Origin of the sequence: Streptomyces sp. NPDC088554, assembly GCF_044752945.1 — a bacterium.
Lineage (GTDB): Bacteria > Actinomycetota > Actinomycetes > Streptomycetales > Streptomycetaceae > Streptomyces.
Window position 1 is genome coordinate 111,817 of the sequence record NZ_JBIVMF010000004.1, and the last position, 26,420, is coordinate 138,236.

At 71.2% G+C, this 26,420-nt stretch carries 21 protein-coding genes and 2 tRNA genes; 9 read left to right on the plus strand and 14 right to left on the minus strand.

The annotated features are described in order from the left end of the window. The first annotated feature begins 263 nt into the window (after positions 1-263). Positions 264-2,081, plus strand: a complete 1,818-nt coding sequence (locus ACIP8W_RS06165; RefSeq protein ID WP_402202125.1) for a transglycosylase domain-containing protein — start codon at positions 264-266, stop codon at positions 2,079-2,081. A gap of 171 nt (positions 2,082-2,252) precedes the next feature. Continuing rightward, a complete protein-coding gene (locus ACIP8W_RS06170) occupies positions 2,253-4,262 on the plus strand; it encodes a transglycosylase domain-containing protein (RefSeq protein ID WP_401946853.1) in 2,010 nt (669 codons plus the stop codon). Here ACIP8W_RS06170 and def read toward each other — a convergent pair. The 8 genes from def to ACIP8W_RS06210 all read right to left on the minus strand — a co-directional run bounded on the left by def (position 4,238) and on the right by ACIP8W_RS06210 (position 12,407). Next, positions 4,238-4,921: a peptide deformylase gene (def, locus tag ACIP8W_RS06175; protein WP_401946856.1), complete on the minus strand. Its 684-nt coding sequence runs from the start codon at positions 4,919-4,921 to the stop codon at positions 4,238-4,240. The genes ACIP8W_RS06170 and def overlap by 25 nt on opposite strands. A 321-nt stretch (positions 4,922-5,242) precedes the next feature. After that, positions 5,243-6,247 (minus strand): tetratricopeptide repeat protein, encoded by a 1,005-nt coding sequence (locus ACIP8W_RS06180; RefSeq protein WP_401946859.1) that lies wholly within the window; start codon positions 6,245-6,247, stop codon positions 5,243-5,245. Between the two features lie 161 nt (positions 6,248-6,408). Then, entirely contained in the window at positions 6,409-7,695 is a 1,287-nt protein-coding gene (locus ACIP8W_RS06185; RefSeq protein ID WP_402202128.1) for an HD-GYP domain-containing protein, read from the minus strand. Then, positions 7,692-9,224 carry an HD-GYP domain-containing protein gene (locus ACIP8W_RS06190; RefSeq protein WP_401946864.1) on the minus strand — a complete coding sequence of 511 codons (1,533 nt, stop codon included), beginning with the start codon at positions 9,222-9,224 and terminating at the stop codon, positions 7,692-7,694. Before ACIP8W_RS06190 ends, ACIP8W_RS06185 begins: the two co-directional genes overlap by 4 nt. A 202-nt stretch (positions 9,225-9,426) precedes the next feature. Continuing rightward, positions 9,427-9,762, minus strand: coding sequence for a mycothiol system anti-sigma-R factor (rsrA, locus tag ACIP8W_RS06195; protein WP_401946867.1), 336 nt, complete (start codon positions 9,760-9,762; stop codon positions 9,427-9,429). Beyond that, entirely contained in the window at positions 9,759-10,418 is a 660-nt protein-coding gene (locus ACIP8W_RS06200; protein WP_401946870.1) for a sigma-70 family RNA polymerase sigma factor, read from the minus strand. The genes rsrA and ACIP8W_RS06200 overlap by 4 nt, the downstream gene beginning before the upstream one ends. Before the next feature lie 336 nt (positions 10,419-10,754). Then, positions 10,755-11,420: an alpha/beta family hydrolase gene (locus tag ACIP8W_RS06205; protein ID WP_402202264.1), complete on the minus strand. Its 666-nt coding sequence runs from the start codon at positions 11,418-11,420 to the stop codon at positions 10,755-10,757. 171 nt (positions 11,421-11,591) lie between these two features. Continuing rightward, positions 11,592-12,407 (minus strand): SOS response-associated peptidase, encoded by an 816-nt coding sequence (locus tag ACIP8W_RS06210; protein WP_401946872.1) that lies wholly within the window; start codon positions 12,405-12,407, stop codon positions 11,592-11,594. A gap of 151 nt (positions 12,408-12,558) precedes the next feature. Here ACIP8W_RS06210 and ACIP8W_RS06215 point away from each other — a divergent pair, with 151 nt between their 5' ends. The 4 genes from ACIP8W_RS06215 (at position 12,559) to ACIP8W_RS06230 (ending at position 16,195) form a co-directional block, all read left to right on the plus strand. Then, a complete protein-coding gene (locus ACIP8W_RS06215) occupies positions 12,559-13,287 on the plus strand; it encodes a M50 family metallopeptidase (protein ID WP_402153102.1) in 729 nt (242 codons plus the stop codon). A gap of 111 nt (positions 13,288-13,398) precedes the next feature. Further along, entirely contained in the window at positions 13,399-14,751 is a 1,353-nt protein-coding gene (gene aroA / locus ACIP8W_RS06220; protein WP_401947427.1) for a 3-phosphoshikimate 1-carboxyvinyltransferase, read from the plus strand. Positions 14,752-14,755: 4 nt separating this feature from the next. Continuing rightward, positions 14,756-15,766, plus strand: a complete 1,011-nt coding sequence (gene rsgA / locus ACIP8W_RS06225) for a ribosome small subunit-dependent GTPase A (protein WP_401946877.1) — start codon at positions 14,756-14,758, stop codon at positions 15,764-15,766. A gap of 105 nt (positions 15,767-15,871) precedes the next feature. Next, complete coding sequence (locus ACIP8W_RS06230; protein WP_401946880.1) at positions 15,872-16,195, plus strand: DMT family transporter; 324 nt, start codon at positions 15,872-15,874, stop codon at positions 16,193-16,195. Here ACIP8W_RS06230 and ACIP8W_RS06235 read toward each other — a convergent pair. Next, positions 16,161-16,994: a TetR/AcrR family transcriptional regulator gene (locus ACIP8W_RS06235; protein ID WP_402202131.1), complete on the minus strand. Its 834-nt coding sequence runs from the start codon at positions 16,992-16,994 to the stop codon at positions 16,161-16,163. The genes ACIP8W_RS06230 and ACIP8W_RS06235 overlap by 35 nt on opposite strands. A gap of 173 nt (positions 16,995-17,167) precedes the next feature. Between ACIP8W_RS06235 and hisN the strand changes: the two genes are divergently transcribed. Further along, the gene (gene hisN, locus ACIP8W_RS06240; RefSeq protein WP_401946884.1) at positions 17,168-17,968 is read left to right on the plus strand and encodes a histidinol-phosphatase; all 801 of its coding nucleotides are present in this window, start codon (positions 17,168-17,170) and stop codon (positions 17,966-17,968) included. Between the two features lie 193 nt (positions 17,969-18,161). After that, positions 18,162-18,566 carry a cyclic nucleotide-binding/CBS domain-containing protein gene (locus ACIP8W_RS06245; protein ID WP_401946887.1) on the plus strand — a complete coding sequence of 135 codons (405 nt, stop codon included), beginning with the start codon at positions 18,162-18,164 and terminating at the stop codon, positions 18,564-18,566. A 152-nt stretch (positions 18,567-18,718) separates the two neighbouring features. Here the strand turns inward: ACIP8W_RS06245 and ACIP8W_RS06250 are convergent, their stop codons facing one another. Continuing rightward, positions 18,719-20,101: a catalase gene (locus ACIP8W_RS06250; protein WP_401946889.1), complete on the minus strand. Its 1,383-nt coding sequence runs from the start codon at positions 20,099-20,101 to the stop codon at positions 18,719-18,721. Positions 20,102-20,239: 138 nt separating this feature from the next. On the opposite strand from ACIP8W_RS06250, the gene ACIP8W_RS06255 reads away from it, so the two are divergent. Then, on the plus strand, positions 20,240-20,659 hold the full coding sequence (locus tag ACIP8W_RS06255) for a Fur family transcriptional regulator (protein ID WP_401946892.1): 420 nt from the start codon (positions 20,240-20,242) through the stop codon (positions 20,657-20,659). 210 nt (positions 20,660-20,869) lie between these two features. Here the strand turns inward: ACIP8W_RS06255 and ACIP8W_RS06260 are convergent. The 4 genes from ACIP8W_RS06260 to ACIP8W_RS06275 all read right to left on the minus strand — a co-directional run bounded on the left by ACIP8W_RS06260 (position 20,870) and on the right by ACIP8W_RS06275 (position 26,308). Beyond that, positions 20,870-20,943, minus strand: a tRNA-Met gene (locus ACIP8W_RS06260). Between the two features lie 76 nt (positions 20,944-21,019). Continuing rightward, the gene (locus tag ACIP8W_RS06265) at positions 21,020-22,990 is read right to left on the minus strand and encodes a tetratricopeptide repeat protein (RefSeq protein ID WP_402202134.1); all 1,971 of its coding nucleotides are present in this window, start codon (positions 22,988-22,990) and stop codon (positions 21,020-21,022) included. A gap of 208 nt (positions 22,991-23,198) precedes the next feature. Continuing rightward, positions 23,199-23,272 (minus strand) — tRNA-Met (locus tag ACIP8W_RS06270). Positions 23,273-23,314: 42 nt separating this feature from the next. After that, the gene (locus ACIP8W_RS06275; protein ID WP_401947430.1) at positions 23,315-26,308 is read right to left on the minus strand and encodes a UPF0182 family protein; all 2,994 of its coding nucleotides are present in this window, start codon (positions 26,306-26,308) and stop codon (positions 23,315-23,317) included. Positions 26,309-26,420: the final 112 nt, after the last annotated feature.

Sequence of the window (26,420 nt, forward strand, 5' to 3'; positions counted from 1 at the left end):
CGCCCTCCACATCGATCTTCTCTCTCGAGTCCACATCGGACGAGCGGTTCACGGCCCGAGAAAAGAGGTCCGCGTCGATGCAGCTTCCCCCCACGCCCCCGTCGCGCCCCGCCCGGCGGAGTGAAGAAACGGTACGCTCCCGGCACGGTCGCCGTCGTCGGCGGCGGCGCGTCCCACCGGCCCGGAGCGGGTGGAAGGGGTTGCGCCGGTGGGCACCGTCGTGGCAGTTGGCCGGTGCGCTCGCGTTGCTGTCCGTTGGGGTGATGACCACGGTCGGGTCCGTCATCTACACGTTCATCGAGGTACCGGACGAGCACGATGTGGCGCGCCGTCAGGCGACCGTCTACTACTGGGCCGACGGCAGCCGCATGGTGAGCGTCGGCGATGTGAACCGGCAGAGCGTCACGCTGGACCAGATCCCGAAGTCCGTCCAGCACGCCGTCATCGCGGCGGAGAACGAGAGCTTCTACACCGACTTCGGCATCTCGCTGATGGGCATCGGCCGCGCTGTCGTCAACATCTTCAAGGGTGGTGAGACACAAGGTGGTTCGACCATCACCCAGCAGTATGTGAAGAACACCTATCTCAGCCAGGACCAGACCGTGACGCGGAAGGTCAAGGAGCTCTTCCTCTCGCTGAAGATCAGCAAGCAGCGGTCCAAGGCGGAGATTCTCCAGGGCTACCTCAACACCAGCTGGTTCGGCCGCGATTCGTACGGGATACAGGCCGCCGCCCAGGCGTACTACGGAATCCCCGCCAAGGAACTGAATCCCAGTCAGGGAGCTTTGCTCGCAGCCCTGCTGAAGGGGGCCGACACCCTGGAGCCGTCGCTCTCCCCCGCCCATCACCGGCGGGCGGTCGAGCGCTGGAGCTGGATCCTCGACCGGGAGGTCGAGACCGGTGTGATGAGCGCCGCCGAGCGCGCGAAATACACGGTCTTCCCCGAGCCGAAGGAGCCCGTCAAGCCGACCAGCCAGGCCGGGCAGATCGGCTATCTCGTCGACATCGCCAACAAGTACCTGCGCAGCCACTCCTCGCTGACCGACCAGGAACTGGCCTCCGGTGGCTTCCGTGTCTACACCACCTTCGAGAAGGACAAGGTGACCGCGCTGGCCAACGCGGTCGAGAAGGTACGGAGCGACAGCCTCGACCCCGAGGCGCGGGAGGCCGACCGGCATGTCGAGGTCGGCGCGGCCTCGGTGCGGCCCAAGGACGGGGCGATCGTCGCGGTGTACGGCGGCGAGGACGCCGTCAAGCGCTTCAGCAACAACGCGGACACCTCGGGGGTCCCGGCGGGCTCGGCCTTCAAGCCGTTCGTGTACGCCGCCGCCCTCGACCGGAGCGCCAACGGGGGCCCGGTCGTGCTCGCCGACACCGTCGACGGGAGCGGCGTCCCGGCGCTGGTCAAATCGCTCGTGGACTCGGAGAACATCCCGTTCGTGGAGGCGGGCGCGGAGATCGGTCTGGAGAAGGTACGGGACACGGCGGTCGCGTCCGGGCTGCGCAAGGAGAGCATGGCGCGGCTGGAGCCGACCTTCGCCATCGGCACCTCCACACCCAGCGCCGTCCGGCTCGCCAGCGCCTATACGACCTTCGTCAACTCCGGTACGAGAACGGAGCCTTACTCGGTGACGAAGGTGGAGTGGGACGGTGTGGCGCTCGCCGGTTTCGACCGGCCCCGCGCCCAGCGCGTGATGGACGCGAAGGTGGCCACGGAGGTCGGCTGGGCGCTCCAGCAGGTGGGCTCGGCCTCGCTGGCGCCCACCCGGGACCAGTGGTTCGGCCGGCCGGTCTGGGCGGGGCGTACCGGGGTCAACGACCGTATGAAGTCCGCCTGGTTCATCGGCGCGACCCAGGAACTGTCCACCTCGGTCACGATGTTCCGCACGCGGCCCGACATCCCTCAGCTGCTGCCGATGAACGGCGTGGGCGGTGAGGAGTCCGAGCGCGGCAGTGTGTTCCCGCCCCGGATCTGGACCGACTACCAGCTCGCGGTGGCGCCGACCTCGCTGGACCGGGTCCCGTCGGTGTCCGTACCCGCGCCGGCCGCCTCCGCGCCGGCCGCCACGGCGGGCCCCTGACCCGCCCGGGGGTACGGGTCCGGCGGCACGCCGCCGGACCCGTACCCCGGCGAACGACCAGGCCCACCCCACCCCCGTACCGTATCGATACCTCATCGGTCACCGGAAAATTGAACGCATACCCCCGCCATTACGTACCGCTCTCATGACTGAGGAGAGAGGTCCGCGCCGATGATTCCGCCCCACTCGCGCAGCACCGCGCAGTCCGACGCCGACTGGCCGTACGCGGCCCCGAACGGTGTGGACCCACAGGGTGCCAGAGGCGGACTGCGTGTGGACTACCCACGCGACGGCCGGTGGGGCCTGCGGCGCTGGGTGCCGTCCTGGAAGCTGGCGACAGGGGTTGTGCTGGGGTCGATCGGCGCGCTGGTCGGGCTGTTCGCGCTGATCTACGCGACCATCGACATCCCCGCCGAGCGCGATGTGGCCAGCCGCCAGGCGACCGTCTACTACTGGGCCGACGACAGCCGCATGGTGAGCGTCGGCGATGTGAACCGGCAGGAGATCCCGCTCGCCCAGATCCCCGTACCCATGCAGCACGCGGTCATCGCGGCGGAGAACGCGGACTTCTACACCGACTCGGGCGTCTCGTACCGGGGCATCGCCCGCGCCGTGGTCAACATGGTCAAGGGCGAGGGGACCCAGGGCGGTTCGACGATCACGCAGCAGTTCGTGAAGAACGCCTATCTCAGCCAGGACCAGACCCTCAGCCGCAAGGCCAAGGAGTACTTCCTCTCCCTGAAGATCACCAATCAGCGGCCCAAGCAGGAGATCCTGGAGGGCTATCTCAACACCAGCTGGTTCGGGCGGGATTCGTACGGTGTGCAGGCCGCCGCCCAGGCGTACTACGGGATTTCGGCGAAGGATCTGAATCCCAGTCAGGCCGCCCTGCTCACCTCCCTGTTGAAGGGTCCCGACAATCTCGATCCGTCGCTCTCCCCCGCCCATCGCGAGCGGGCCGTGGCGCGCTGGAACTACATTCTGGACCGACAGGTCGAGACAGGTCTGATGAACGCCGCCGAGCGCGCGACGTACACGGTCTTCCCCGAGCCGAAGGCGCCCGTCAAGCCCAACAGCCAGGCGGGCCAGATCGGTTATCTCATCGACATCGCCAACAAGTACCTCAAGAACCGCGCCGACCTCACCGACCAGGACCTGGCCGACGGCGGGCTGCGTATCTACACCACCTTCGAGAAGGACAAGGTCTCCGCACTGGCCCAGTCGGTCGAGGCGGTACGGAACGAGAGCCTCGCCCCGCAGACCCGCGAGAGCGACCGGAACGTGGAGGTGGGCGCGGCGTCGGTACGGTCGTCGGACGGCGCGGTCGTCGCGGTGTACGGAGGGCAGGACGCCGTCACCCACTTCAGCAACAACGCGGACACCTCCGCGGTGCCGGCGGGCTCGGCGTTCAAGCCGTTCACCTACGCCGCCGCGCTGGAGTACGGCGGTCTGGGCTTCGTACCGGCCGAGGAGTCGGGTGTGCCGACGCTGGGGCTCGTCGAGTCGCTGGTGTCGTCCCAGAACGACGCGTTCATGGCGGCGGGCGCGAACGTCGGTCTCGACAAGGTCAAGGACATGGCGGTCGCGTCCGGGCTGCGCGAGGAGAGCATGGCGCGGCTCGACCCGACGTTCTCCGTGGGTACGTCGACGCCGAGCGCCGTCCGACTGGCCACCGCGTACACCGCGTTCGTCAACAACGGCGCCAGGAACGAGCCGTACTCGGTACGCCGGGTGGAGCGCGACGGCGTGGCGCTCAGCGGCTTCACCCCGCCGGACGCGGGGCGGGCGATGGACCCGGCGGTGGCCCAGGAGGTCAGCGCGGCGCTCCAGCAGGTCGGGGCGAACAGCGTCGAGCCGACCTCGACCCGGTTCCTGGCGACCCCGGTCTGGGCGGGCCGGACCGGGGCGAACGACGGGATGAACTCGGCGTGGTTCATCGGCACCACACCGGAGCTGTCCACCTCGGTGACGATGTTCCGCGCGGAGGACGGCTCGACGGAGTTGCTGCCCATGGACGGTGTGGGCGGCCAGGACTCCGAGCAGGGCACGGTCTTCCCGCCCAGGATCTGGGCGGATTACCAGCTCGCGGTGGCGCCGGAGTCGTTCGTGACGGTTCCGGAGACGCCGACGCCACCGGTGCTGGCGACGGACGAGGATCAGGGGTTCGGGACGACCTCGTAGCGCGGGGTGTTCTCCGCCATCTGCCGGAGCGCGTCCTTGCGGTCGCGCTTCGACAGGCGGTCGATGTAGAGGTACCCGTACAGGTGGTCGGTCTCGTGCTGGAGGCAGCGGGCGAAGAAGCCGGTGCCCTCGACCCTGATGGGGTTGCCCTGGATGTCCTGGCCGCGGACCACCGCGTAGTCGGGGCGGGCCAGGGCCGCGTACGCGGTCGGGACGGAGAGGCAGCCCTCGTTGGAGTCGTCGAGGTGGCGCTCGGCCGGGGGCAGCTCCTCCAGCACCGGGTTGCAGACGGCGCCGACGTGCCGTACTCCGTCGTCGTCCGGGCAGTCGTAGATGAAGACCTTGAGGTCCACCCCGATCTGGTTGGCGGCCAGGCCCACGCCCTCGGCGGTGTGCTGGCTGGCGAACATGTCGTCGATCAGCGCGGCCAGTTCGTCGCCGAACTCGGTGACGTCCGCGCACTCCTTGTGGAGCACCGGGTTCCCGACGACGGTGATCGGGCGGGACGTGCCGCGCTCGCGGTGTGCCAGCTCGCGCGCCTCGGCGTCCTCCGTGTCCACGACAAACCCGCCGAGGCCGTCGAGCCCGTCGAGGCCGTCCCCGGGCTCGGCCACCGAGATGTCGCTGTCGTTCCGCTGGTCCGTCTCCTGCTGCGCCATGTCCGCAGTACGCCTTCCTCGGTGCCCGATGTGCTGCCTGCACGATCCGTGCGATGTGCCCGTACAGCCTAAGGGCAGCGCCAGGCGCTCCCGGCAGGGTTACGACAGGACCCCGGCGGGGTACACGGCAGGATCCCCCGGCCGAGTCCCGCAGGACCCCGGCACGGCCCCGCACGGCCCCGCACTGCCCCGCACTGCCCCGCGCTGCCCCGACAGGGGCCTCGCCAGCCCCTGAGGGATCCACCAAAACCCCTGAGGGACTCGGGAACGCCACAAGCCCCTGGGGGACCAGCGGACCGAAGAGGCAGCCGCCCCCACCGCTCAGCAGACCTCTTCCAGGTCACGCCATTCCCGGCTGTCCGGGCTGTCCGCGACCCAGCCGTCCAGCAGCCCGCGCACCAGCCCCGGCGGCGCCGCGATCCCGCATTCGCGCTCGGGGGCCCACAGCTCCCCGGCGGTGCGGTGCCCGAGGGGGCCGGGGTGGCCCGGTTCGCTGTGGTCGTGCGGGTCGAGGTGCTCGCCGTCGCCCTCGGCGCTGGGCATCCGGCTCTCGGAGCAGGCCCGGCACAGCAGCCGTACGGACGAGGACCAGTCCTCGGCGGCGAACCCCGCGTCGGCGGCCAGCCGCTCCAGGGCGTCCCTGTCCGCCTCGGTGGCGGCCTCCAGGAGCACCACCCAGGTGGGGACGGGCGAGGGCGCCCACAGCTCGATCTCGTCGAAGACGGGGTACGCCCGCACGGCGCCGTCCGGACTGGCGGCGGTGGTGCGCTCGCCGTTCGGTACGCCGTCGTGGAGGACGACCTCGCCCCAGCGGCGGCCGGACGAGGGCAGCGGGATGGAGAGGACCTCGATCCTGGCGGGGTCGAGCCTGCGGCCCCAGACAACCTCGGCCTCGCCCTCGGGCGAGAGGCGGACGGCGGCGCTGCCCAGCGCCATGCCTTCCGGCTCGCCGTTGGCCTCGGCGGTGTGCGGATTGCCCGGCACCCGCAGCCCGTACGCCTGCCAGGCGCGACGGGCCAGCGGCCAGTCCTGGAGCGCGGTGGCGGCGATGCCCACGTTCCACCAGTCGGGGGCGCCGCTCTCCTTGTCGAGCAGGGCGACGGCGCGCAGCCCGGCGGCGCGCGCCTGCTCCCAGTCGTGCCGGAACTTGTGCAGCAGCGCCAGATTGAACCAGGACTCCGAGAGCCAGGGCTCCAGGTCCGCCGCGCGGGTGAGCAGTGCCCCCGCGTCCTCGTACCGGCCGTCGCCGATCAGCGTGAACGCGCGGTCGGTGGCCTGCCGCCACGAGGCGGAGGGCCGATGCCGTACCTTCCCGAAGATCCTCACGATTCCCGCCTGCCGGTCGCTCGGGTCAGTGCCTGCCCCCGGACACTCTCTTCTTCGATGCTTCTCAATGGTTCTCGAACGGTTGTCGACGCCCGCTACTTGCATACCCTCTTCTTGGCATCCAACCATGCCGGGTCGGGCACCCGCTCATTACTCGTGGGTTATCCCCTCCCACCAGGGGCCGGGCCGCCCCGGAGCAGCACCCGCGCGAGGGATTCCACCACCTCGGGCTGGTAGTCGTGGCCCGTGCCGAGCCGCAGCCGCTCCAGCGCGTCGAGCGGTCCGCTCGCACCGGCGCGTTCCCCGGCCAGGTCGTCGTACGCGTTGACGGTCCGGATGATCCGGGCGGACATCGGCTGTTCCCGGTACGGATCGGCCTGCCGCTCCACCACGACCGCGACGGCGGCGGGCACCCCGGTCTGCCGTACGACCGCGCCGCCGAGCAGGGCGATCCGGCGCTGTTCGGCGACCGGCAGCAGGGCGGTGGCGCCTTCGGGCACCGGGTCGACGAGGGACAGCTGGCCGATGTCGTGCATCAGGGCCGCGTACTCCAGGACGGTCAGTTCGGATCCGGAGAGCCCCAGCTCACGGCCGACGGCCCGGCTCAGCTCGGCGACCCTGCGGGAGTGCCCGTGCGGGGTGTATCCGGCGATCTCGGTGGCGCGCGCGAGGGAGGCGATGGTCTGCCGGTAGGTGGTGCGCACGGCCGCGTACCGCCGGTAGGACAGCTGCGTGAGCAGCAGGGGTACGCAGAACACGGGCAGCGCCCACAGTCCGGCGACGGCGACGCCGAGCGCGATGACCGCGCCGGTCGCGCAGACGGCGGAGCCGATGTGCAGCAGGGCGCGCAGCTCGTCGCGGAGGAGCGGGCCGAAGGGGTGCCGGGTGCGGGCGCGCAGTATCAGCGCGGCGAGTACGGCGTCGCAGAGCGCGGTGAGCACCAGCAGCAGAAGCAGGAGTATCGCGTAGCCGGGGCCGGTCCCGAAGCATTCGCGCAGCTCACCGGAGTGGTAGAGCGGCTGGAAGCAAACGGCGGCGAAACCGACGGTGAGGACGCGGCCGACCGTGTGGTCGAGTGCGGGCCCCTGTCCCCTGACGAGGTGCGGTACGGCCCCGGCGAGCCCCGCCGTGAGGACGACGGCGATGGTCTGGAGGACGCCGTGGGTGGTGGGCTCCCCGGCGTTCTCGCCCAGCAGCGCGTAGCCGAGCGCCCCGGCGGCGCCCAGCGGCGCGGGCTCGCGTTCGCCGGGCGGCGCGTACCGGCGGGCCAGCTCCCCGACGGCGATGAGTACGCCGAAGGCGAGCGCGATCCGGGGTTCGGCGAGGCCGTGCCCCAGCGTCGAGCCGAGCCCGGCCGCGGTGAGCAGCCCGGCGGCGCCGTACACGCCGAGGACGGTGAGGGGGATTGGCTGGGATCCGGTGCCGCGTACGGCTTCCAGCGCGGTCATGGCCGCCCCCCGTGAGCAGCGCGCCACACGGCGCCGGCCCTGCCGGAAGGCAGCGCGGACGGCAGCGCAGGAGGTACGGCAGGAGGAACCGCAGGAGGAACGGCAGGAGGAACCGCAGGAGCGACAGCAGGCGGGACGTTTCCGCGTGCGGTGGGCGCGGGCACGGCCCCGGCCCCCGGTCCCGCCCCCGGCTCGGTACCGCAGGCGGGCGGCGGCGCGCCCGGCTCGTCGGCGGTGACGGCGGTCTGCCAGCCGTGCCGGTCCAGGGCCCGGACGAGCGCCCGTACCATCTCCGGGTCGAACTGCGTCCCCGCACAGCGCTCCAGCTCCTCGACGGCGGCGGCCACCGGCCTGCCGCGCCGGTAGGACCGGGTCGAGGTCATCGCGTCGAAGGCGTCGGCCACGGCCACCACCCGGGCGAACTCAGGGATGCGGTGCCCGGCGAGACCGTACGGATAGCCGCTGCCGTCCAGCCGCTCGTGGTGGTGGAGGATCGCGCTCCTGGCCTCGCCGAGGAAGCCGATGCCGCGCACCATCTCGTGCCCGTACTCGGGGTGCAGCTCGATCACCCGCCGCTCCTCGGGCGTCAGCGGCCCGTCCTTGCGCAGGACCCGGGTGGGGACGCCGAGTTTGCCGACGTCGTGCAGGATCCCGGCGAAGCGGAGCATCTCGATCCGCTCCCGCTCCATGCCCAGCTCCTGGGCGATCAGCACGGAGGCGTGCCCGACGCGCTCACTGTGCCCCCGGGTGTAGGTGTCCTTGATGTCGACCGCCTGGACGAGCGCCCGGATGGTGGCCTGGTGGGCGGCGCGCTCGCGGTGGTACTGGGCGAAGACCCAGCAGGAGATGTACATCGGCAGCAGGACGAAGAGCGCCGAGAGCGGTCCGTACGGGCTGCGCCACAACACCGCCATCATCAGCCCGGCCAGCCCGTGCGTGGTGTGCGGGGCGAGCGAGCGCGACAGCAGCCCGCGCCAGGCGGTGCGCGCCGGCTGCCGCTCGGCGGTGCGGAGGATGACGCCGTCCAGCGCGAAGAGGACCAGGCAGAAGGCGAGCGCCGCGACGGCGGTGGGCAGCAGCACGTACGGGAAGTCCGGGGCGGTCAGCCCGTACCCTCCGCCGCCGAGGGCGACAGGGCCGCCGAAGAGCATCTGCGCGCGGGCCGCCGCCCCGGTCGCGAGGGCCAGCTGCGCCGCGCGCCAGATCCGCCGCGCCCCCTTGGGCCGCCGCTCGACCCGGCCGAGCAGCGCCCCGGGCACCGCGACGAGCGCGGCGGCGGCGGGCGGCAGCAGAAAGGCCGCGGCGAGCAGGACGGGGAAGAACGACCCGGCGGGCACCGGTACGGAACCGCCGCGCAACGGCAGCCGACCCCGCGCGGGCATCTCGCAGACCGCGTACAGCGCGGCCAGCAGCGCGACCGCCGTCCAGGGCGTCTCCGCGCCGGCCTCCAGCGCGGGCCGGACACAGGCGGCAGCCGCCAGCGTCACCGCCAGAATGCTCGCCCGCGCCGCTCCCGGTAAGGCCCCCACGCGCCCTCGCCCCCCTCCGGCCCGGCCCGGACAAAGGGGTCAGGCCGAACTAGAGGGTCAGGCTAGCGAGTTGACGTCGATTCATCGGCTGAACGCCGACGATTAGCACCTTCGAGTGAGAACCGGTGACAGCGCGACGGAGCCGCCCCACAGAGGAAGGGGGTTACTCCCGGACCGCGGGAGCCGCCCCAGGGGGAAGGGGTTACTCCCGGACCGCGCCCGGGAAGTCCGCGCTCGCCAGATCCGGGCTCGCGACCGCGATGTCGTGGTCGGGCACGGCCTGGCCCGAGCGGATGAGATCGATCCGGCCCAGCACCTTGGCCCGCAGGTCGGACGGCACGTCGTCCTGGCCGCAGCACCGCTTGACCAGCTTCTTCACGGCCTGTTCGAGCCCGTACTTCTCCAGGCACGGCGAGCACTCCTCGAAGTGCACTTCGAACTTGGTGCAGTCGCTGTCGGGCATCTCGTGGTCGAGGAATTCGTAGAGGTGGTCGAGTACCTCGGCGCAATCCGTCTCATGCGGCCCTCCGCAGCTCATGAGTCCGAACCTTTCCGATCATCCGACGACTCTCCGACACCCGCCGGGACGAGCCCGCGGTCGCGGGCGTAGTCCTCCAGCATTCCGCGCAGCTGGCGTCGGCCACGGTGGAGTCGCGACATCACCGTGCCGATGGGTGTCCCCATGATGTCGGCGATCTCCTTGTAGGCAAAGCCCTCCACATCGGCGAGATACACCGCGATGCGGAACTCCTCGGGGATCGCCTGGAGCGCGGACTTCACATCCGAGTCCGGGAGATGGTCCAGCGCCTGCGACTCGGCCGAGCGCAGACCTGTCGACATGTGCGACTCGGCGCGCGCCAGCTGCCAGTCCTCGATCTCCTCGGCGGCGCTGCGCTGGGGTTCGCGCTGCTTCTTGCGGTACGAGTTGATGAACGTGTTGGTGAGGATGCGGTACATCCACGCCTTGAGGTTGGTCCCCGCGCGGAACTGGTGGAAGGACGCGTACGCCTTGGCGTAGGTCTCCTGCACGAGATCCTCGGCGTCGGCCGGGTTACGCGTCATGCGCAGCGCGGCCGAATACATCTGGTCGAGGAAGCCCAGGGCATCCCGCTCGAAGCGGGCATTGCGCTCGGCGGTGGTCTCTTCGATGTGGCCGTCGTCGGTCGCTCCGTCGGTCCCAGTGACCGGACCCACCTCCTCCAACGCTGTGGCGGGGCCGAAAGCGGACCCACTCGAATCGGAGAATAGTCGACCTTGGTGCGACGGGGCCTGTCGGTCTGCTGCGCCTGCCGTACGGGCCGAAGCGGTCTTGCCCGCCGGAAGTACGGTCCACTCCAGGTCAGTGGCGTCTGAGCGGCGCGGGCAGATGGTCGAACCCATACGACGGACTCCCTCTCGATGCGCTGTATACCGATGTCCCTGTACCGATGTCCCTGACAACAGCGCGGCCCCTTCCGGCATTCCCGCGCGCCCGTCCCCCCTCGCTCCCGACCGTCCCACCCGTCCTCGCTCCCGGCCGCCCCACCCGTCTCAGTGGTCACCCAGCGCGGCGAGCCATCCGGCCACGCCCCCGGTGATCCGTTCCAGCGCCTCGTCCTGGCCGAGGGACGCCCTCTTCGGTACGGCGAAACCGTGGTCCCCGTACGCCACCTCCACCAGCTCCCGGCCCTCCCCGGCAGCCCCGGCCCGGAACTCCGCCGGGAACTCGGCGGGCTTCCCGAAGGGGTCGTTCCCGCCCTGGACGACCAGCGTGGGCACCCCGGACCCCAGCAGTTCGGCCGCCCGGGACTTCTCGGGCCGGCCCGGCGGGTGCAGCGGAAAGCTCAGGGCCAGTACGGCGTACGCGCCCAGCTCCCGCGCGGTACGGCAGGCCACCCGCGCCCCCGCGCTGCGCCCTCCCGCGACGACGGGCGCCCCCGGCCCGGCCAGCGCGGGCCACAGCGCGCGCCACCCGGTGTCCAGGGTCTTCGGAGCGGGCGCCACCTTCTTGCCTGCCACCCGCCACGGCTGCTCCACCAGGGCGACGGTGAAGCCCAGCGGCGGCAGCGCGGCGGCCAGGGCCCGCAGGTCGCGCGCCTCGATGCCGCCGCCCGCGCCATGGCCGAGGGCCAGGACGAGGCGCGGACGCCCCGTCGACGCCGGGTGCCAGGTGATCCGGGCGTCCCCGGCCGGGGTCGGCACGGTCTCGGCGGTCATGTCCGTCGCCGCCGTCGCCGCGCGCTGTACGGTCCGGGCGTCACCGTCCGCCGTAACGCTGCCCGCCGTGTCCCGGTCCGGCGTACCGCTGTCCGGCGTACCGCTGTCCATCGTGTCGCTGTCCGTCGTGTCGCTTCTCACACCGCCATCCTGCCCGCGGCGCGCCCTTTCTCAGAACAGCGTGCTCTCCTCCGGCGCGGCCAGCTCCGTCAGCAGCTCGGGCCCGTTGTTGCGGACATCGCTGACCGCCGTCGCCACCGGATACGCCCGCATGCGCCCCGGGGGCGGCGGTGTGAGCAGCTCCCGCAGGCTGTCGGGGTCGGTACGGGCGGGGTCCAGCCAGGCGTCCCAGCGGTCCGGGGTCAGCATCAGCGGCATCCGGGGATGGATCTCGGCCAGCGAGCCGGGCCCCTCGGCGGGGGCCACCGCCAGCGGGGTCGTCTCCGCCTCCGTCGTGATCACCGAGCAGGTCACCCACCAGGCGGCCGGATGCGCGTCGGGCAGCGTCCGGTCGCGCCAGAACTCGTACAGCCCGGCCATCGCCATCACCGAGCCGTCCGCCGGGGCGACGAAATACGGCTGTTTGCGGGACCGTTTCCGCTTGCCCTGCTCCTCCAACTGCCGCTCCTGCGAGCCGGTCACCCACTCGTAGTAGCCGTCCGCCGGGACGATGCACCGCCGCGAGGCGAACGGCCGCCGGAACGACGGCTTCTCGTGCACCGTCTCCGCCCGCGCGTTGATCATCCGGGCGGCCCCCTCGGGCGTCTTCGCCCACGCGGGCACCAGCCCCCAGCGGAGCCTGCGGAGCTGGCGTACCGGCCGGGGGTCGCGCGTGTCCTTCAGAGGGCGGTCCAGCACGACGTAGACCTCCTTGGTCGGCGCCACGTTCCAGTCGGGGGCGAGCGTCTCGGCGGGGTCCCACTTCTCGATCCCGAACACCGCCGAGAGGTCCTCGGGCCCCCGGCTCGCCGCGTACCTGCCGCACATTCCCGTCAACCCCCAGCGCCCGCGCCCTGTGCACCGCCTGTGTGTTTCCGTCCGCCCGGAACGGCCTTCGGCGGGTGAGCGTCTTTCTCGCATATCTCGTACTGAGTGCCAGACTGCCACGACGCGAACCGAGCTGAGGAGCCTCCCGGACATGGCCAGCATCGACCCCACCTCGATCGGCGATCTGTGGGATCGCGTCTTCGGGACCCAGAGCCCGCCCGAGCGGTGGCTGGTGATCGCGACGGCGGTCGTCGCGCTCGCCGCCGTCGTGCCCCGGCCGCTCTGGCGGATATCGCGGAACGCGATCACGATCGCGCACGAGGGCGGCCACGGGCTGATCGCCCTGGTCACCGGGCGCCGGCTCGACGGCATCCAGCTCCACTCGGACACCTCGGGGCTGACCGTCAGCCGGGGCAAGCCCACCGGTATCGGCATGATCCTGACCGCCGTCGCGGGCTACACGGCCCCGCCGCTGCTCGGTCTGGGCGGCGCGTGGCTGCTCTCTGCGCACCACACCACGCTGCTGCTCTGGCTAGCGACGGCGCTGCTGCTCGCGATGCTGGTGATGATCAGGAACGCGTACGGGGCGCTCACCGTGATCGTCACCGGGGCGGCGTTCCTGCTGGTCTCCTGGCTGACCGGTCCCGACGTCCAGTCGGCGTTCGCGTACACCGCCGTATGGTTTCTGCTGCTGGGGGGCGTGCGCCCGGCGTTCGAGCTCCAGTCGAAGCGCCGGCGCGGCGGTGCCGGGGACTCGGACGCGGACCAGCTCGGCCGGCTGACCCACACCCCACCCGTGTTCTGGCTGCTCTTCTTCCACGTCGTCTCGCTCTGCTCGCTCATCGGCGGCGGGCACTGGCTGCTGGACCTGAAACTCTGAGACGGCGGTACACGCGCTATCACCCTCCGGTTACACGCCGGTTTCCGCGTATTTGATCAGGATCACGGCCCGTCAAGAGCCACTAAAGTGTGGCCCATGACCGAAAGCGCCATGACCGAAAGCTCCGTGCAGCCCGCCCTCTGGCCCGCCCCCTATGCGAGCGGGGCCGTCGAAGCGACGGTCACCGTGCCCGGATCGAAATCGGTCACGAACCGCGGCCTGGTCCTCGCCGCGCTGGCCGCCGAGCCCGGCTGGCTGCGCCGCCCGCTGCGCTCCCGCGACACCCTGCTGATGGCCGAGGCGCTGCGCGCGATGGGCGTCGGTATCGAGGAGACCGTCTCGTCGAGCTCCGACACCGCCGGTACGACCGGCGAGGCATGGCGCGTGATCCCCTCGGGGCTGCACGGCCCGGCGACCGTCGATGTCGGCAACGCCGGTACGGTGATGCGCTTCCTGCCCCCCGTCGCCACGCTCGCGGACGGCCCGGTCCGCTTCGACGGCGACCCCCGCTCGTACGTACGCCCGCTGCACAGCGTCATCGACGCGCTGCGCGTCCTCGGTGCCCGGATCGACGACGACGGCCGGGGCGCGCTCCCGCTGACCGTGCACGGCGGCGGGGCGCTGGAGGGCGGTCCGGTGGAGATCGACGCCTCCGCGTCCTCCCAGTTCGTCTCCGCGCTGCTGCTGTCGGGCGCGCGGTTCAACCAGGGCGTGGAGGTACGGCACGTCGGCTCCGTCCTGCCGTCCCTGCCGCACATCCGGATGACCGTGGACATGCTGCGCGGGGTCGGCGCCCAGGTCGACGAGCCCGAGACCGGCGGCGAGCCGAACGTCTGGCGGGTCTCCAGCGGCGCGCTGCTCGGCCGCGATCTGACCGTCGAGCCCGACCTCTCCAACGCGCAGCCGTTCCTGGCCGCCGCGCTGGTCACGGGCGGCCGGGTGACCGTACCGGACTGGCCGGTGCGGACCACCCAGCCGGGCGACGCGCTGCGTGAGATCTTCACCGCGATGGGCGGGACCTGCGAGTTCACCGAGACCGCCGAGGGCACCAGCCTCACCTTCACGGGCACCGGCCGGATCCATGGCGTCGATCTCGATCTGAGCGAGGTCGGGGAGCTGACGCCCGGTATCGCGGCCGTCGCCGCGCTCGCCGACTCGCCCTCCACCCTGCGCGGCGTCGCCCATCTGCGGCTCCACGAGACGGACCGGCTGGCCGCGCTCACCAAGGAGATCAACGAGCTGGGCGGTGATGTCACCGAGACCGCCGACGGACTCCACATCCGCCCGCGCCCGCTGCACGGCGGCGTGTTCCACACGTACGACGACCACCGCATGGCCACCGCCGGATCGATCATCGGACTGGTGGTGGACGGAGTGCGGATCGAGAACGTCGGTACGACCGCGAAGACCCTCCCCGACTTCCCCCACATGTGGACACGGATGCTCGCGGGAGCGGGAGCCTGACGCGATGCGCCGCTACGGCAAGAACCCGGACGAGGACGACATCCGCTCCCGCCCCAACCCCAAGGGCAACCGCCCGCGCACCAATATCAGGCCCAAGCACGAGGACGCCTCCGAGGGCATGGTCCTGACCGTCGACCGGGGCCGGCTGACCTGTCTCGTCGGGGACCGCGTCATCATGGCGATGAAGGCGCGCGAACTGGGCCGCAAGGCCGCCGTGGTGGGAGACCTGGTCGAGATCGTCGGCGACCTGTCGGGCAAGAAGGACACGCTGGCGCGCATCGTACGGATCGGGAAGCGCCGTTCCGTACTGCGGCGGACGGCGGACGACGACGATCCGTACGAGCGCGTGGTCGTCGCCAACGCCGACCAGCTGGCGATCGTCACCGCCCTCGCCGACCCGGAGCCCCGGCCCCGGCTGATCGACCGCTGTCTGGTCGCGGCGTACGACGCGGGGCTCGAACCGCTGCTCGTCCTGACGAAGTCGGACCTCGCCCCGCCGGACGAGCTGCTGGAGACCTATCTGACGCTGGGGATCCGCTATGTCGTCACCCGCCGCGACGAACTGGCCACCGGCGGCGCGGCGGACCGGGTCCGGGAGTATCTGGACGGCCGGACCACCGCGTTCGTCGGACACTCGGGCGTCGGCAAGACGACCCTGGTCAACGCGCTGGTGCCGGACGACCGGCACCGGACCACCGGCCTGGTCAACGCCGTCACCGGCCGGGGCAGGCACACCACCACCTCGGCGCTCGCGCTGCCGCTCGCGAAGGCGGAAGGCTGGGTCATCGACACCCCCGGCATCCGCTCCTTCGGGCTCCACCACGTCGATCCGTCCCGGGTCATCCTCGCCTTCCCCGAGCTGGTGCCCGGTACGGAGGGCTGCCCCCGGGCGTGCAGCCACGACGAACCGGACTGCGCGCTCGACGCCTGGGTGGCGGACGGCCACGCCGACCCGGCCCGGCTCTACTCGCTGCGACGGCTGCTCGCCACCCGGGAGCGACGCGAAGGCGACTGAGTTGCCCGCCTTTGCGGTCAACCGTCACAGGTAAGGCCATAATCACACCAGGTGTGACGGCAACAGCCGGCAGAAGTGGTCACCGGCGCGGGGAGGCTTTCAACGATGGCGTGGCTGCTGGTTGTCGTCGCCGGGATCCTGGAGACAGGGTTCGCGGTCTGTCTCAAGCTCTCCCACGGATTCACCCGGCTGTGGCCGACCGTCGCCTTCGCGGTCTTCGCCCTGGGCAGCTTCGGCCTGCTCACGCTCGCGCTGCGCAAGCTCGATGTCGGTCCCGCGTACGCGGTGTGGACAGGCATCGGCGCGGCGGGCACCGCGATCTACGGGATGGTCTTCCTGGGTGATGTCGTGTCCACCCTCAAGCTGGTCTCCATCTCGCTGGTGGTCATCGGGGTCATTGGGCTCCAGCTCTCGGGCTCGGCGCACTGAACCGCCCCGGCCCCCGACCCGCCGCCCCACGCCCGCCCCGCCCCTGCGCGCTCCGGCCCGGCGCGCTGAGCAACGCGGACGGTACGGCGGTGACGGCGGCCCGGACCAGCGGCGCCACGGAGTCCCCTCCGGGCGCGATCAGATGGGCGAGCGCGAGCCGGACGGCCAGCTCACAGCGGTGGAGCAGCTCGGCGCGGCCCTGATCAACACCGTGGGGCCCGTGAAGCTGCTGGGTCTGCTGGACCGGCTGTGTCTGCTGTGGCTGCCGGGATCCCTGCGGCCTCCGGGGCTCCTGGAACGGCGGCCCGGCCGGGGCCTCCGCCGCCACCCCGTGGCTCCGGCCGAGCGCCGCGGCGGACCGGTCCCGTACGAGCGCGACGAGTTCGGTGGCCCCCGGCGGGCCCGCGTCGGCGCGGCGCTGCGCCGGGACGCCGGACGGGGCGGCGGTGGCCCGGACGGGTCTGGGCGCCGGCAGCCACTGCCCCCAGGAGTCGGTCAGCAGCGCCCGCAGCAGCGGCCGGGCGCGCGCCTCGCCCACGGTCCACTCGGCGACGGCCACCAGCCGGTCGGCGGCGTCCGCGCGCTCCCGGAGCAGCCGCTCCACCCCGTACAGATAGCGGTCGGCCTCGCGGCGTACGAGCGCTCTGGCGAGTCCGTCCTTGCTGCCGAATTCGTTGTACAAGGTCTGCCGGGAGAGACCGGCGGCCGACGCCACGTCGACCATCCTGATCGCCGACCAGGGCAGATCCGCGAGAGCCGCGAGAGCGGCGTCCTGTAATGATTCACGTGCTGTAGGCATATGCGTCTCCGGGGCCGTTCGGCTCGGGGCTCGGAATGATGCGCTCAGAGTTGACGGGCTGTCGCTGACTGTCAAGACCATTGGCGACTTCCCGCCGGATCCGGCCGACGCCCACCCTTCCGGGGAACGGACCCCGTAGCAGGTCGGGGCGGGCCATGGATACTGTGACGCCCATGCCCGATTACCACGATGACCTGCGTCTCGCCCATGTCCTGGCGGACGCCGCCGACGCCGTGACCATGGACCGGTTCAAGGCCCTCGACCTCAAGGTCGAGACCAAGCCGGACATGACGCCGGTGAGTGAGGCCGACAAGGCCGCCGAGGAGCTGATCCGTGGCAATCTGCAACGCGCGCGACCGCGCGACGCGATCCTGGGGGAGGAGTACGGCGTCGAGGGCACCGGGCCGCGCCGCTGGGTCGTCGACCCCATCGACGGCACCAAGAACTACGTACGCGGAGTACCCGTCTGGGCGACCCTGATCTCGCTGATGGTGGCCGCCGAGGGCGGCTACGAACCGGTCGTCGGCGTGGTCTCCGCCCCCGCGCTGGGGCGCCGCTGGTGGGCCGCGAAGGGCGGCGGCGCGTACACCGGCCGGAGCCTGACCTCGGCGACCCCGCTGCGCGTCTCGAAGGTCTCCCAGATCCGGGACGCGTCGTTCGCGTACTCCTCACTGACCGGCTGGGAGGAGCAGGGGCGGCTCGACGGCTTCCTCGATCTGACCAGAGCCTGCTGGCGCACCCGCGGATATGGCGACTTCTGGCCGTACATGATGGTCGCCGAGGGCTCGGTGGACATCTGCGCCGAACCCGAACTGTCCCTCTGGGACATGGCGGCCACCGCGATCGTCGTCCAGGAGGCGGGCGGCACCTTCACCGGCCTGGACGGCCGCCAGGGCCCGCACAGCGGAAACGCGGCGGCCTCGAACGGGATCCTGCACGAAGAGCTGCTGGGCTATCTGAATCACCGGTATTAGCCCGAGGCCGCCGGGCGCCCCTCCGGGGAGGGCGCCCGGGAGCGGGCGCCCCGGGGGCGAACCGGGCCCCGCGATGCGCCACGCGCTCCCGCGCCCCCTTGTTGACCGGGCCCAACGGTGTCACTCTGGGAGTTCCCCCACTTGTGAACTTGTGAATCGTTTCTCCGATTCACCGAGGAGGTGACCCCACCCCATGCTCGTCCGTGACGCCATGAGTTCGGTGGTCCTGACCATCGGTCCCGCGCATACGCTCCGCCAGGCCGCTCGGCTGATGTCCGCACGCCGTGTCGGCGCCGCCGTCGTCCTCGACCTCGACCGGTGCGGTATCGGCATCCTCACCGAGCGCGACATCCTCAACTCGCTCGGTTCGGGCCAGTCCCCCGATGTGGAGACCGCGTCCGCGCACACCACGACCGCCGTCGTCTTCGCCGCGCCGGTCTGGACGCTGGAGGAGGCCGCGGCGGCCATGTCCACCGGCGGGTTCCGGCATCTGATCGTGCTCGACGAGCGCGAGCCCGTCGGAATCGTCTCGGTCCGCGACATCCTCCGCTGCTGGGCCCCGGCCAGACGCGGGACCGCCGTACTGGCCGGCGCCTGACCGTCTCGTACCACCACATTTCGTACGACCGATAGGACCGGTACGACAGGTCGGGGCCGGATCCCCCGGGAGAGATCCGGCCCCGACCTCCCGTCACCCGACCGGCGCCGCCCAACGAGGCGCTACGCCCAGCCGCCGCCTCGGCGCGGCCGTCAGCCGCGCAGGGCCTGGAGCGCGGCTGCCAGTCGCTCGCCGAAGTCACTGTCCGCCCGGCGGAAGTTGTCCACCGCGCGCTCGGCGATGTCGTCGCGCGAGACCTTGGCGAGGAAGGCCGCGAGGTTGTCGACGAGCCGCGCCTTCTCGTCCTCGGAGTACAGGCGGTAGAGGTCGCCCGCCTGGACGAAGTCGCTGTCCTCGACATGGCTCGGAGCCTCGCGGCCGCCCGCGCCGCCGGTGACGGCGACCGGCTGCCGCAGGGGGCCGCCGAAGCCGTTCGGCTCGGCGCGCGGGCGGTTCACCGGCAGGCGGTCGGCGTCGATGCCGACGCGGTAGCGGTGGGCGTCGCCGTACGCGAAGAGGCGGCCCTGGAGCATCCGGTCCGGGGACGGGCCGATACCGGGCACGAAGTGGGCCGGCGAGAAGACGGACTGCTCGACCTCGGCGAAGATGTTCTCCGGGTTGCGGTTGAGCTCCAGCGTGCCGATCTCGATCGGCGGGTAGTCGCCGTGCGGCCAGACCTTGGTCAGGTCGAACGGATTGAAGCGGTACGTCGCGGCCTCCGCCGCCGGCATGATCTGCACCTGCACCGTCCAGGACGGGAAGTCGCCGCGCTCGATCGCCTCGCGCAGATCGCGCTGGTGGGAGTCGGGGTCCTCGCTCGCGAGGACGGCCGCCTCCTGCGATGTCAGGTTCCTGATGCCCTGGTCGGTCTTGAAGTGGTACTTGACCCAGAAGACCTCGCCGGCCTCGTTGTTCCACTGGAACGTGTGCGAGCCGTACCCGTTCATATGACGCAGCGTCGCGGGGATGCCGCGGTCGCCGAACAGCCAGGTGATCTGGTGGGTGGACTCGGGCGAGAGGCCCCAGAAGTCCCAGACGTTGTCCGCCTCCTGAGAGCCGGTGCGCGGGTCGCGCTTCTGGGTGTGGACGAAGTCGGGGAACTTGATGGCGTCCTTGATGAAGTACACCGGGGTGTTGTTGCCGACGAGGTCGTAATTGCCCTCCTCGGTATAGAACTTCAGCGCGAAGCCCCGGGGGTCGCGCACCGCGTCGGCCGAGCCGAGACCGCCCGCGACGGTGGAGAAGCGCAGAAACGTCTCGGTCTGCTTGCCGACCTCGGAGAGGAACTTCGCCCGCGTCCACCGGGAGACATCGCGGGTCGGCGTGAAGGTGCCGTACGCGCCGGCGCCCCGGGCGTGCGCGACACGCTCCGGTAAGCGCTGCCGCTTGAAGTGCGCGAGCTTCTCCAGCAGCGCCTGGTCCTGGACCGACACCGGACCACCGACGCCCGCGGTCGCGCTGTTCCGGTCGTCGGCGGCCGGTGCTCCGGCCTCCGTCGTCAGCAGTCCCTGCGTCATGTGCGCCTCCTGCGTCATTTCGCTGCTTTCGCCGCGGTTTTCCGCCCCCCACTGATCCGTCGAATGAATCTTACAATGGACTCTGTCCAAGCCCAGCAATCATCCAAAGTCACACTCTCTCGGGACACAACCCCCCTCACTGTTAGGCTGACCCTCATGAGTGACCTGTTGGAACGACTTCGCGAACGCGGCTGGCGCATGACGGTGCAGAGGCGTGTCGTCGCCGAGGTTCTCGACGACGGGGACCACATCCATCTGACGGCCGACGAGGTGCACGCGCGCGCCGTCGCCCGGCTCCCGGAAATCTCCCGGGCGACCGTCTACAACACGCTCGGCGAGATGGTGACGCTCGGCGAGGTCATCGAGGTCTCCACGGACCGCCGCGCCAAGCGGTACGACCCGAACGCGCACCGGCCCCACCACCACCTGGTCTGCGCGCAGTGCGGCGCCATCCGGGACGTACACCCCTCGGGCGACCCGCTGGCCGACCTGCCGACCGGCGAGCGCTTCGGCTTCACGATCTCGGGCGTCGAGGTGACGTACCGGGGCCTCTGCCCGAACTGCTCTCCCGCGTAAAGCGGCATTCGACGCACAGCGGTATTCCGGCAGTACGACGGTACGGAGAAGGCCCCGGCGCGCCTCACGGCAGCGCGGGCCCTTCTGCGCGACCGGCTCCCGCGCATGCCAAGGGCCGGACACACCAGGGGCGGATCCAAGGGCCGGACACGCCGAGGGCCGCGCATGCCGAAGGCCCGGATCTCTTCGAGATCCGGGCCTTCGATTCAGTAGCGGGGACAGGATTTGAACCTGCGACCTCTGGGTTATGAGCCCAGCGAGCTACCGAGCTGCTCCACCCCGCGCCGTTGAATGCAACACTACGTCACCCCGCCGACCAGCGCAAATTCATATAAGCGCAGCCCCGGGGCCCGGAGCGCGTCACGCGGTCAGCTCCTGATGGAGCGCCTCGCGCAGCCGGGCCGCGCGCTCCGACACCTCGGCGGGGCCCAGCTCGACGGCGCGGGCGCACCAGCGCTGCCCCTCGGTCAGCTCGCCCCGGCGGGCGGCGAGCAGCGCGAGGCGCAGCGCGGCCCGGCCGTGTCCGGCCTGCGCGGCCCGGGTCCACCACAGGGCGGCCTCCCGCTCGCCGCCCTCGCGGGCGAGCAGCAGCCCCAGGTTGAAGGCGCCGTTGCGGCTGCCCGCCTCCGCCGCCTCGCGGTACCAGCGGGCGGCTCCGGCGCTGTCCCCTCGCGCGGCGGCGAGCATGCCGACGCGCACCTGGGCGCGGCGGTGGCCCTGCTCGGCCGCCCGCTCGTACCACTGCTCGCACTCGCTCTTGACCGCGTGCGGCTCGCCGAGCACGGGCGGCCCCGGCGGTGGCTGGCGCGCGTCGAGGACGGTGGCGAGCCGGAAGGCGGCCTCGGCGCTGCCCCCGCCGGCCGCGCAGCGCAGATGGCGCTCGGCGGTACGGTCGTCGCCGTCCCTCAGGCAGGCGATGCCGACCTGGAGGGCGGCCTCCGTGTGGCCGGCCGCCGCCGCGCGCTCGTACCAGCGCAGCGCCGTGCCGTCGTCGTCGCGTCCGGCGTGCAGGATGCCGAGGTTGAAGGCGGCGTCCACGCTGCCCGCCTCGGCCGCCTTGGAGAACCAGGGCTCGGCGCCGGTCGGGTCGTCGGCCTGGAGCAGCAGGACCGCCAGCGCGTTGGCGGCCTCGCGGTGACCCGCGTAGGCGGCGCGGCGGTACCACTGCTCGGCCTGGACGGTGCGGTCCTGGGCGGCGCAGAGCAGCCCGAGGTTGTACGCACCGTTGACGTCGCCCGCGTCCATGGCGGCCCTGTACCAGCGCTCGGCGGTCTGCTGCTCGCCCCGGGCCGCGTGGAGCGCGCCGAGGGCGTTGGCGGCGTTCCCGTCGCCGTCCTGGGCGGCGCGCAGCCACCAGACGGCGGCGCTCTCCTCGTCACCGGCGTCGCGCAGCAGGAAGCCGAGGGCGCAGGCGGCCCGCGCCTCGCCGTCCTTGGCGGCGGTCAGATACCAGCGGCCCGCCTCCTTGAGGTCGCCGCGCTTCTCCAGGATCACGCCGAGGTGCAGCGCGGCCCTGCGGTGCCCCTTGGCGGCGGCCTGCCGGTACCACTGCGCGGCCTCGGCGATCAGCGTCGGCCCGAGCCCGGTGGTGCCGGTGGCCGGGCCCGCGGTGCCCCTGGTGCCGGTACGCAGGCCCGTGCCGGTGTCGGTGGGCCACCGCGCGGGGTCGGGAATCGCACGGAGGCGGCCCGAGGTCGGCGGGCCCGTACCGCTGTTGTAGACCACGTCCGCGCCGGAGCGCGCCGCCTCGCGCGCCCGGCGCTCCAGAGCGCGGGCGAGCCGGTACGCCGCCTCGCGGTGGCCCTGCTCGGCGGCGGCCCGCAGCCAGCGCTCGGCCCCGACGTCGCTGCGGTGCTCCAGCAGGTCGGCGAGGGCGTAGGCGCCCAGCGCGTGGCCCTGCTCGGCGGACTGGCGCAGCCAGTACTCGGCGGCCGGTTCGTCGCCCAGCTCGCGGTAGTGGCGGCCCAGGGCGTGCGCGGCCGCGGCGGACCCGGCGACGGCGGCGATACGCCACCAGCCCGCCGCCTCGTCCCCGTAGCCGCGCTGATGGAGAAGGACCCCCAGATTGTTGGCGGCGGCCCGCTCGCCCTCGGCGGTGGCCGCACGCAGGTACGGCTCGGCGGCGTCCAGATCGCCCCGGCGCAGCAACAGTGCGCCGAGCACGCTCATCGACGCGGTATCGCCGGCATCGGCAGCGCGCCGGTGGCGCGCCTCGACGTCGGCGGTCTCTTCCGTGCCGGCGCCGCCGGCAGCGCTGTCAGCGCTCTCATCCCGTCGCTGCACAAACCGCCCTGTCTCCAACAGAGTTGCCCTATCCCCCATATTTTCCATCGTCGCACCACCTGCCACGCACGTACAGCTGGTATACCGTGACCCGCGAAGGTCACTACAGCGTTTTGTCGACATGCCCACAGAGAGACACATCAAACACTCGCGGGATCAACTCCCCCGGCCCGCACCGGACTTCGTACAGTCGCGTTCCGCACAGACACATGACAAGGGCCCGAATCCTGGTAAGGATCCGGGCCCTTGACTTTCGTAGCGGGGACAGGATTTGAACCTGCGACCTCTGGGTTATGAGCCCAGCGAGCTACCGAGCTGCTCCACCCCGCGTCGTTGTGTCCCAACCGTACCACGGGGTGGAGTGAGGCCATCTCAGCTGCTGTTGTCGTCGGCCTTCCTGCCGGCGGCAGCGCTGTCCGTACTGCTTGCGCTGTCCGTACTGCCGGTACTTCCCGCGCTGTCGGTACTTCCCGCGCTCTCCTTACTCGCGGAGGACCCCGACGTGGAGCCCGATCCGGCGTCCGCGCCCGCCGCCCTCTGGAGGGCGTCCTGAAGGTCCTTCTGGGCCTTCCCGTACGCCGTCCAGTCCTGCTCCTTCAGCGCCGCCTCACCCTCCGCGTACGCCTTCTGGGCGTCCGCGATGGCCTGCTGGAGCGCCTTGCCGCCGGTGGCGGGCGGAGTCGTGGTGTCCGACGGCGGTGTCGTCTCCTCCGTACCCTCGGCACCGAACACCGCGTTCAGCGCCTCGGGCAGGCTGTCCTTGAAGACCGGCTTGCCTCCGTAGGAGACGGCCACCTTCTTCAGCAGCGGGTAGTTGGCGCTGCCGCCGCGCGCGTACACCGGCTCGATGTAGAGGAAGCCCCCTTCGAGCGGGACCGTCAGGAGGTTGCCGTACTCGATGTCCGAGTCGGTTCCTCTCAGGTTCCTGACGAACTCGGCGACTTCCGGCACACCGTTCAGCTCGCTCTGCACCTGCTGCGGCCCCTGGACCGTGGAGGTGACCCTGAGCACTCTGATCTTGCCGTAGTCGGTGCTCGTGGCATCCGCGTCCACGGCCATGAACGCGCCCAGGTTGGGGCGTCCGTTGGGCGTGAAGGTGGTCGTCAGCGAGAACTTCTGGTCGCTCTGGCCGGGCATCTTGAGGCTCAGGTAGTACGGCGGGACCGAGTTGCTGTTCTTGGTGGTCGGGTCGTCCGGCACCTGCCACGCGTCACTGCCGCTGTAGAACTGCGCGGCGTCCTTGACGTGGTAGCGGGTGAGCAGCTCCCGCTGCACCTTGAACATGTCCTGCGGGTAGCGCAGATGCGCCAGCAGGGTGGGATCGATGTCCGCCTTCGGCTTCACCGTGCCGGGGAACGCCTTCATCCAGGTCTTCAGCACCGGGTCCTTGGTGTCCCACTGGTACAGATTCACCGCGCCGTCATAGGCGTCGACGGTGGCCTTGACCGAGTTGCGGATGTAGTTGACCTGGTTCTGCTGCGCGACGACCGCGCGCTGGCTGTCGGTCAGCGAGTCGGCCGTGGTGTCGCCCAGCGTCGTACGGGACGCGTACGGGTAGCCGTTCGTCGTCGTGTACGCGTCGACGATCCACTGGATACGTCCGTCGACCACGGCCGGGTAGGCGTCGCCGTCGATGGTCAGCCAGGGGGCGACCGCCTCGACGCGCTCCTTGGGCGTGCGGTTGTAGAGGATCCGCGAGCCCTCGCCGATGGCACCGGAGTAGAGCATCTGGGGCTCGCTGAACGCCACGGCGTACGCCGCGCGGTTCAGCGGGTTGGAGAGGTCTACGCCGCTCCTGCCCTTGTAGCTCGTCGTCTTCTCGCCGTTCTTCTCGTAGTCCAGCTCCTTCTGGGGGCCGCCCACGATCGAGTACTGCTCGGTCTTCTCGCCGTAGTACACGCGCTGCTCGTAATTGCCGAGCTGCCCGGTCGTCGGCAGGCCCGACTCGGTGAAGTCGGGGGCGCCGACCGTGCCCTCGTTCTCGTCGGTCACCGTGTTGGTCCCCTTGGACGCGATCACTCCGTACCCATGGGTGTACGTGAAGTGGTCGTTGATCCAGTTGCGCTTGGGGATACCGGTGATGTTCAGCTCGCGCAGACCGACCACCGTGTCCTGCGGCTTTCCGTCGGGTCCGGTGTACCGGTCGACGTCCAGCGTGGCGGGGAACTGGTAGTACTTACGCTCCTGCTGGAGCTGCTGGAACGCGGGCGAGACGACGTTCGGGTCGACCAGCCGGTAGCTCGCGGCACTGTCGGCGGCCCTGCGCTGCTCGACCTTCTTCGCCGAGTCGCCCTTGCCGCCGTAATCCTGCACATCGGCCGTGTCGATGCCGTACGCCTTGCGCGTGGCATCGATGTTCTTCTTGATGTACGGGGCTTCCTTGGCCTGCTCGTTCGGCTGGACCTGGAACTTCTGCACGATCCCCGGGTAGAGACCGCCGATGAGGATCGCCGACAGCACCATCAGACCGAAGCCGATCATCGGCAGCTGCCAGGTGCGGCGCCAGAGCGTCGCGAAGAACAGCACGGCGCAGATGACGGCGATGCAGAACAGGATCGTCTTCGCCGGGAGATAGGCGTTGGCGTCGACATAGCGCAGCCCGGTCCAGTTGCCCGCCGCCTTGAAGTCGCTGGACTTCACGGCCAGGCCGTACCGGTCGAGCCAGTACGCCACGGCCTTGAACGAGACGAAGATGCCGAGCAGCACCGAGAGATGCCCGGTGGCCGCCGCCGTCGCCCGCGCGCCCGGACTGGTGACGCGCAGCCCGCCGTACAGATAGTGGGTCAGCGCCGCGGCGATCAGCGACAGCACGGCCGCCGCGAAGCCGAAGGCGAGCAGGAAGCGGTACCAGGGCAGATCGAACGCGTAGAACGCCACGTCCATCTTGAACTGGGGGTCCTTCTGCCCGAAGGGCACCCCGTTCACCCACATCAGCCAGGTACGCCACTGGCCGGAGGCGGAGGCCCCGGCGATCAGCCCGACCAGCGCCATGACCGCCAGCAGCACCCACTTCTTGTACGGGGCGATGCCCATCCGGTAGCGGTCGAGGTTCTGCTGCTCCATGGACATCGCGCTCAGCGGCGGCCGCAGCCGGTGCGCCAGCCAGATGTTCACGCCGACGGCCAGGGCCATCAACAGCCCGAAGACCGCGAACAGACCGATCTTGGTCCAGAGAGTGGTGGTGAAAACCGATGAGTACTTCACCGAGCGGTACCAGAGCCAGTCGGTCCAGAACCCGGCGAACATGATGAAGAGCATGGCCAGCACGGCCAGCACGCCCAACGTCATGAGCAGGGTCCGGGCCCGACGGGATGGCCGGCCCACTCTGATCCGTGGCCCGGTCGGGCCTCCGCCGCGGTCCGGCATCTGGAAAGCCAACGTGCGCACCTCGAAGTTCGCGGTCGTGTGATTCAGCGGCTGATTCAGCCCGTACAACGGGCCCCAGCGATCGTAGGGCCCACTCATGCAACTTACTGAG

Coding starts and splice junctions, on each gene's coding strand:
- ACIP8W_RS06230 (WP_401946880.1), top strand. CDS start 15,872: ATGGCGTGGCTGCTGGTTGTCGTCGCCGGGATCCTGGAGACAGGGTTC.
- ACIP8W_RS06265 (WP_402202134.1), bottom strand. CDS start 22,990: ATGGAAAATATGGGGGATAGGGCAACTCTGTTGGAGACAGGGCGGTTT.
- ACIP8W_RS06235 (WP_402202131.1), bottom strand. CDS start 16,994: ATGCCTACAGCACGTGAATCATTACAGGACGCCGCTCTCGCGGCTCTC.
- ACIP8W_RS06275 (WP_401947430.1), bottom strand. CDS start 26,308: ATGCCGGACCGCGGCGGAGGCCCGACCGGGCCACGGATCAGAGTGGGC.
- aroA (WP_401947427.1), top strand. CDS start 13,399: ATGACCGAAAGCTCCGTGCAGCCCGCCCTCTGGCCCGCCCCCTATGCG.
- ACIP8W_RS06205 (WP_402202264.1), bottom strand. CDS start 11,420: ATGACCGCCGAGACCGTGCCGACCCCGGCCGGGGACGCCCGGATCACC.
- def (WP_401946856.1), bottom strand. CDS start 4,921: ATGGCGCAGCAGGAGACGGACCAGCGGAACGACAGCGACATCTCGGTG.
- rsrA (WP_401946867.1), bottom strand. CDS start 9,762: ATGAGCTGCGGAGGGCCGCATGAGACGGATTGCGCCGAGGTACTCGAC.
- ACIP8W_RS06245 (WP_401946887.1), top strand. CDS start 18,162: ATGCTCGTCCGTGACGCCATGAGTTCGGTGGTCCTGACCATCGGTCCC.
- ACIP8W_RS06185 (WP_402202128.1), bottom strand. CDS start 7,695: ATGACCGCGCTGGAAGCCGTACGCGGCACCGGATCCCAGCCAATCCCC.
- rsgA (WP_401946877.1), top strand. CDS start 14,756: ATGCGCCGCTACGGCAAGAACCCGGACGAGGACGACATCCGCTCCCGC.
- ACIP8W_RS06210 (WP_401946872.1), bottom strand. CDS start 12,407: ATGTGCGGCAGGTACGCGGCGAGCCGGGGGCCCGAGGACCTCTCGGCG.
- hisN (WP_401946884.1), top strand. CDS start 17,168: ATGCCCGATTACCACGATGACCTGCGTCTCGCCCATGTCCTGGCGGAC.
- ACIP8W_RS06255 (WP_401946892.1), top strand. CDS start 20,240: ATGAGTGACCTGTTGGAACGACTTCGCGAACGCGGCTGGCGCATGACG.
- ACIP8W_RS06165 (WP_402202125.1), top strand. CDS start 264: ATGACCACGGTCGGGTCCGTCATCTACACGTTCATCGAGGTACCGGAC.
- ACIP8W_RS06215 (WP_402153102.1), top strand. CDS start 12,559: ATGGCCAGCATCGACCCCACCTCGATCGGCGATCTGTGGGATCGCGTC.
- ACIP8W_RS06250 (WP_401946889.1), bottom strand. CDS start 20,101: ATGACGCAGGAGGCGCACATGACGCAGGGACTGCTGACGACGGAGGCC.
- ACIP8W_RS06170 (WP_401946853.1), top strand. CDS start 2,253: ATGATTCCGCCCCACTCGCGCAGCACCGCGCAGTCCGACGCCGACTGG.